The following is a 5,068-nucleotide window of genomic DNA, read 5'->3' as shown; positions in this document are numbered from 1 at the left end:
AGATGACAGAGCGTTATTTTAATCCATTCGCGAAAGAACATCCTGAGATTTTGTCGATCACCTTGTATAATAAATCGGGTTTTGAGAATCGCTACCTGAACCCTACAAGCGATCTCTATTTGCGTTTAGATTATTCTATGAAAAATGAAGCTTGGCTGAAGGATATTACTTTTAACGAGGGAATCCACCGTTTTGTTAAACAGAGTGAAAATTATATTGAAAGAGAAGGCAGGTCTCGAACCATTCCGGTCATGTCGTTGATTAAAGAATTTCAGATTAATAGTATCCAAGGCTACTTAAAGATGGATGTATCACTCGCTAACACGTTAGAAATTTTAGAGAAGATTCATTTAGGGGAGCAAGGAATAGGAATTATTATTGATCAAAATGGACAGATCGTAGCACATCCGGATATGAACGAGGTAGCCCAGCAGTTAGATCAGGAGCTAGTTCGGCAAATAAGCAATGCACAGAGCGGATCCTTCTTCTATGATGCTACTAATGAAATGGTAATTTATGAAACGATTCCTCACACGGAATGGAAAACGTTGGTTATCGTACCTTATAAGGATGTAGCCCGAAGTATATATAGAGTGAAAAATATTATGATCGTCATTACATTAATGAGCTTAATCGCATCCATCCTACTCGTTGTTGCTGTGTCATCCTCAATTACCAAACGTTTGCAACGGCTGCGTGCAACAATGAAGCGTACGGAATTAGGGGATTTCAAAGTTCGCGTTGAGATAAAGGGGCAAGATGAGATTGCTGTTTTATCGAGGAATTACAACAATATGCTGGAAAGCCTCGAAGCATCCATCTTTCAATTGACTGAATCCAGATTATTGCAGCAGGAGGCCACCATGTCTGCATTACAATCGCAAATCCACGCTCATTTTCTCTACAATGCTCTAGAATCAATTAATGCCATGGCCAATTTAGCTAATCAACCGGAAATAGGAAAGACGACAATTGCTCTATCCAATATGCTCCGATATACATCAAATTATCGGGAAATGACTGTATCATTGACGGATGAGATTAATCATTTGAATGACTACATCCATATTATTAAAGTATTGTATGGGGATGCTGTGAACCTCGATTATAATATCTCAGATGAATGTGCAGACGCATCTTGCTTAAAGGCGATCATACAGCCATTAGTGGAGAATAGCATTAAGCATGGGTTAGAACAATCTGGGGAGTCATTATTTTTGAAATTGTCCGCAACTATTAGGGAGGACGGATATATTAACGTTCAAATATTGGATAATGGCGGCGGATTCGCAGAAGAGAAGTTAAGTGAATTAAATAACCTGCTTACAGCCGAAAAACCGGAATACAAGTACAAACAACTATCCCGAGTCGGTCTATTGAATGTCCATTATCGGTTGAGGATGTATTACCCTGATTCAAATAGCGGGGTGTTCATTGAAAATGATATTAAATACGATGGAGCAAAAGTTCAGATTGTGTTTCCATATAACAGGGTTAAAAAGGAAGGTGAAATTTTATGATTCGAGTGTTAGTAGTTGATGATGCTTCAATTATTCGCACTAGCATTAGCAAATGGGTAGAAGAATCGAGCGATTTGCTAATGGTTTCAGGAGAGGCCGCCAATGGGGTAGCAGCACTAGAGTGGTTAGACTCTTATTATGCGGATCTGTGCATAACGGATGTAAGAATGCCGCGAAAAAACGGTTTGGAATTGATTAGGACGATCAACGAACGGTATCCGTGGATGGTTTCTATCGTAGTCTCAAGCTATGACGAATTCGAGTATGCAAAGCAGAGTATTCTTTTGGAAGCGGTAGACTATATTCTGAAACCTGTAGATGTAAACATCCTTCATGATGCCTTACAGAAAGCGGCCTTGAAGCTGAAGCGGTCGAGAAGTCAAGCTGTCGAGCATGTATTTATTAAGAAAAGTCCCTATCATCGCCAATGGCTGGAAAGATGGCTGGAGCAAATCAAAACACGCAATATGAACACATTGCCGATTCTTATAGTAGATACACTCGAATTGATTGAGGAGTGGATTGGCGATCGATATGAATTGCTTAACGCCCTGTCTATGACTTGGTTGAATATGGTATTGGAACAATTAAAGATGGATAAGATCGATTCGGATCTTGATATTGATGAAGGGAAGGATACTGAGCTCGGGGAGAAATTATTGCCTAATAACAAGCTCAGGAGCTATTACAGACTTTGTGCGATCAGAAGATTGGAGGAAGGAGCTTATTTTCTGATCGGGGAGATGGCCGTAGTACGCGACAAGCAGAGCTTAAAGCTAGTGAATGATATTAAGGCCTATATTCAGAGTCATTACGCTAAAAAGTTTACTTTGCAGGAGGTAGCAGATTATGTCGCAATCAGCAAAAATTATATGTGCGGAGTTTTTAAGCAAGAGACGAATACGACAATAGGCAACTATATTATGTTAGTGAGGATGCAGCAGGCGAGAGAATTATTGTTGAACACCTCGCTCAAGAGCTAYGAAATTGCCACGCAAGTTGGGTATGATGATGTCATTTATTTCGGATTGAACTTTAAGAAGCATTACGGGTTAAGTCCGATGGACTATAAGAAAAGAATTAGTCGATGAATGGGAAACAGGGCTGTCCTGAAAGGTCTAAATAGACTTTCTAGGACAGTTTTTTTTATATTCTGAATATCATCCATATAAATCGGAGTTCTATACAATAGAATCGCGGCTGACGAGACTCTATACTAATGAACATAGATACCGTAGCGAGATAGAGGAGGCAACTGAATGGAGAACCAAATGAACAATACTCAACAAGGGGGACAAAGTCCGACTAGCGTTTCGATGACGAGACCAGTTTTATCCTATATATTGAAGCACCGGGCCTTGTACATAATGTTGATCCCGGGAGTGCTGTATTTCATCATATTTAAGTATGTTCCCATGTTGGGTTCTGTTATTGCTTTTCAAGATTTTAATATATTTAAAGGCTTCCTCGATAGTGATTGGGTGGGGTTCAAATGGTTTCATCAGTTATTTTCGTATCCGCAATTTGTCAGGCTGTTCAGCAATACATTAATTATTAGTTTCTATCAGATCGTATTCGCCTTTCCCGCCCCAATTATTTTGGCGTGCTTGTTGAATGAGCTTAGTCAATTTCGATTAAAGAGATGGGTGCAAACGATTGTGTACTTGCCGCATTTCTTATCATGGACCATTATTTTCGGATTAGCCTACGGCTTGTTGTCGCAACAAATAGGGATGATCAATCATCTAATCATGCAGTCCGGGGGGGAGTCCATACCTTTTCTTCAAACACCAAGCTATTTCCGCACCATAATTGTATCGTCTGGTATATGGAAGGAGATGGGGTGGAACTCTATTATTTTTCTAGCTGCATTGTCAGGAATTAGTCCTTCTTTGTATGAAGCGGCGAAGATCGACGGGGCGGGACGCTGGAAGCAGTTCGTGCATGTTACTATCCCTGGGCTTCTTCCCGCGGTTATGATCTTGCTGTTATTGAAAATAGGCTATGTGTTGGATTTGGGCTTTGAACAAATTTATGTTTTCTTGAATCCGCTTACTTATGAAACGGGTGATGTTCTCGATACCTTCGCTTATCGTGCAGGCATATTGAATGGACAGTATAGCTTGACTACAGCAATTGGCCTATTCAAATCCATAATCGGCTTGTTGCTGCTAGTTATTGCTAATCATACGAGTAGGGCGACAACCGGAGAATCTTTATATTAGTAAGAACAGGGGGCTAAGCTAGTATGAAAATCAAAAAATCCTGGGGAGAGTATACGTTTGATTATTTCAATATTACCTTTTTATTGCTTCTGTGTGCGATTGTATTATTGCCAATGCTTCATATCATTGCGGGCTCTTTAAGCTCGGCCAACATCATAGATTTATCTAGGGTAACAATCTGGCCAAGTGGCTTCACTCTTCAAAACTATGAGCATGTCATCAAAAATCCGATTTATTTGAGATCATTTGGTGTAACTTTGATCGTCGTCGTTAGCGGCACTTTGCTAAATCTTGCAATGACTATTTATACAGCATATCCACTAACAAGGACATACTTGAAGGGGCGGAAATTTGTTCTGCTGTTCATTATTTTCACAATGATATTTCAAGCGCCTCTCATTCCAACGTATCTAGTCGTGAAAGCGCTAGGTTTGCTGAATACGCTCTGGGCACTTATTATCCCGAGTGCAATTGGCGCTTTCAACCTTTTTCTTTGCATCACTTTTTTTCGGTCTGTTCCAGAAGATCTGATTGAGGCAGCCAGGATTGATGGAGTGTCTGAATACGGGATTGTATGGCGCATCATGTTGCCTTTGTCGCTGCCGATTATAGTAACACTGCTGTTGTTCTATTCAGTAGGACATTGGAATAATTATTTCGCGCCATTATTGTATATTACGGATCTCAAGCTTCGCACCTTACAAATGTACCTTTATGCGTTAATCTCGCAAGGGAACAGCCAAGATACGATAGCGCCGCCTACGGATATGCTTGTTACACCGCAAACGATTCAAATGGCAACGGTTGTTATTTCCTCCATTCCTATCATGCTTGTGTACCCGTTTCTTCAAAGACACTTTATTAAAGGTGCGTTGCTAGGTTCAGTCAAAGAATAGTTGTCGTGTCGTTATGCTAGGCGCAAGCCTTCATATATACTACATTTTGAAAGGGTGTTTATATTGAATAAAAAGTGGAAAAGTCTAGCCTCTGCATTAATAATCATTTTAGTAATTTCTGGATGCTCGTCGGCAGGTAACCCTGGTGAAGCATCAGCTCCATCATCCAAATCAACCGAAGTTGCACAAAGCCCATCTCCGAAAAAGGAGGAACCTGCCAAGATCAAGCTGTTTATTTCAGACAACAATCAGCCGATACCTAGCACCAATGCAATGGACATACCGACGATTAAGTACTTGGCTGAACAAACCAACACGAATATAGACATAGCCTTCTTGCCCCATGGTCAATATGCGGCTCAGTTAAAATTGAAGTTTGCCTCTGGAGATATGCCGGATGTGTACCAAACTTGGGGAATAAACAACG

4 protein-coding genes and 1 pseudogene are annotated in these 5,068 nt (G+C 40.5%); all 5 read left to right on the top strand.

All coding sequences use genetic code 11. The annotated features are described in order from the left end of the window. Nucleotides 1-1,520, top strand: a 1,520-nt coding sequence (locus tag AC1DWN_RS27685) for a sensor histidine kinase (RefSeq protein ID WP_477562104.1), incomplete at its 5' end; no start/stop codon positions are given. After that, nucleotides 1,517-2,611, top strand: coding sequence for a response regulator transcription factor (locus tag AC1DWN_RS27680; protein ID WP_477562103.1), 1,095 nt, complete (start codon nucleotides 1,517-1,519; stop codon nucleotides 2,609-2,611). The genes AC1DWN_RS27685 and AC1DWN_RS27680, both read left to right, overlap by 4 nt. 168 nt (nucleotides 2,612-2,779) lie before the next feature. After that, nucleotides 2,780-3,745, top strand: coding sequence for an ABC transporter permease (locus tag AC1DWN_RS27675; protein ID WP_477562102.1), 966 nt, complete (start codon nucleotides 2,780-2,782; stop codon nucleotides 3,743-3,745). A gap of 23 nt (nucleotides 3,746-3,768) precedes the next feature. Next, on the top strand, nucleotides 3,769-4,641 hold the full coding sequence (locus AC1DWN_RS27670) for a carbohydrate ABC transporter permease (RefSeq protein ID WP_477562101.1): 873 nt from the start codon (nucleotides 3,769-3,771) through the stop codon (nucleotides 4,639-4,641). A gap of 63 nt (nucleotides 4,642-4,704) precedes the next feature. Next, a pseudogene (locus tag AC1DWN_RS27665) lies at nucleotides 4,705-5,068 on the top strand (hypothetical protein); the annotation flags it as partial.

The organism is Paenibacillus sp. P4_A7 (genome assembly GCF_056402455.1).
The sequence above is the reverse complement of the archived record's forward strand: the minus strand, read 5'-3'. Positions and strand labels throughout refer to the sequence as shown.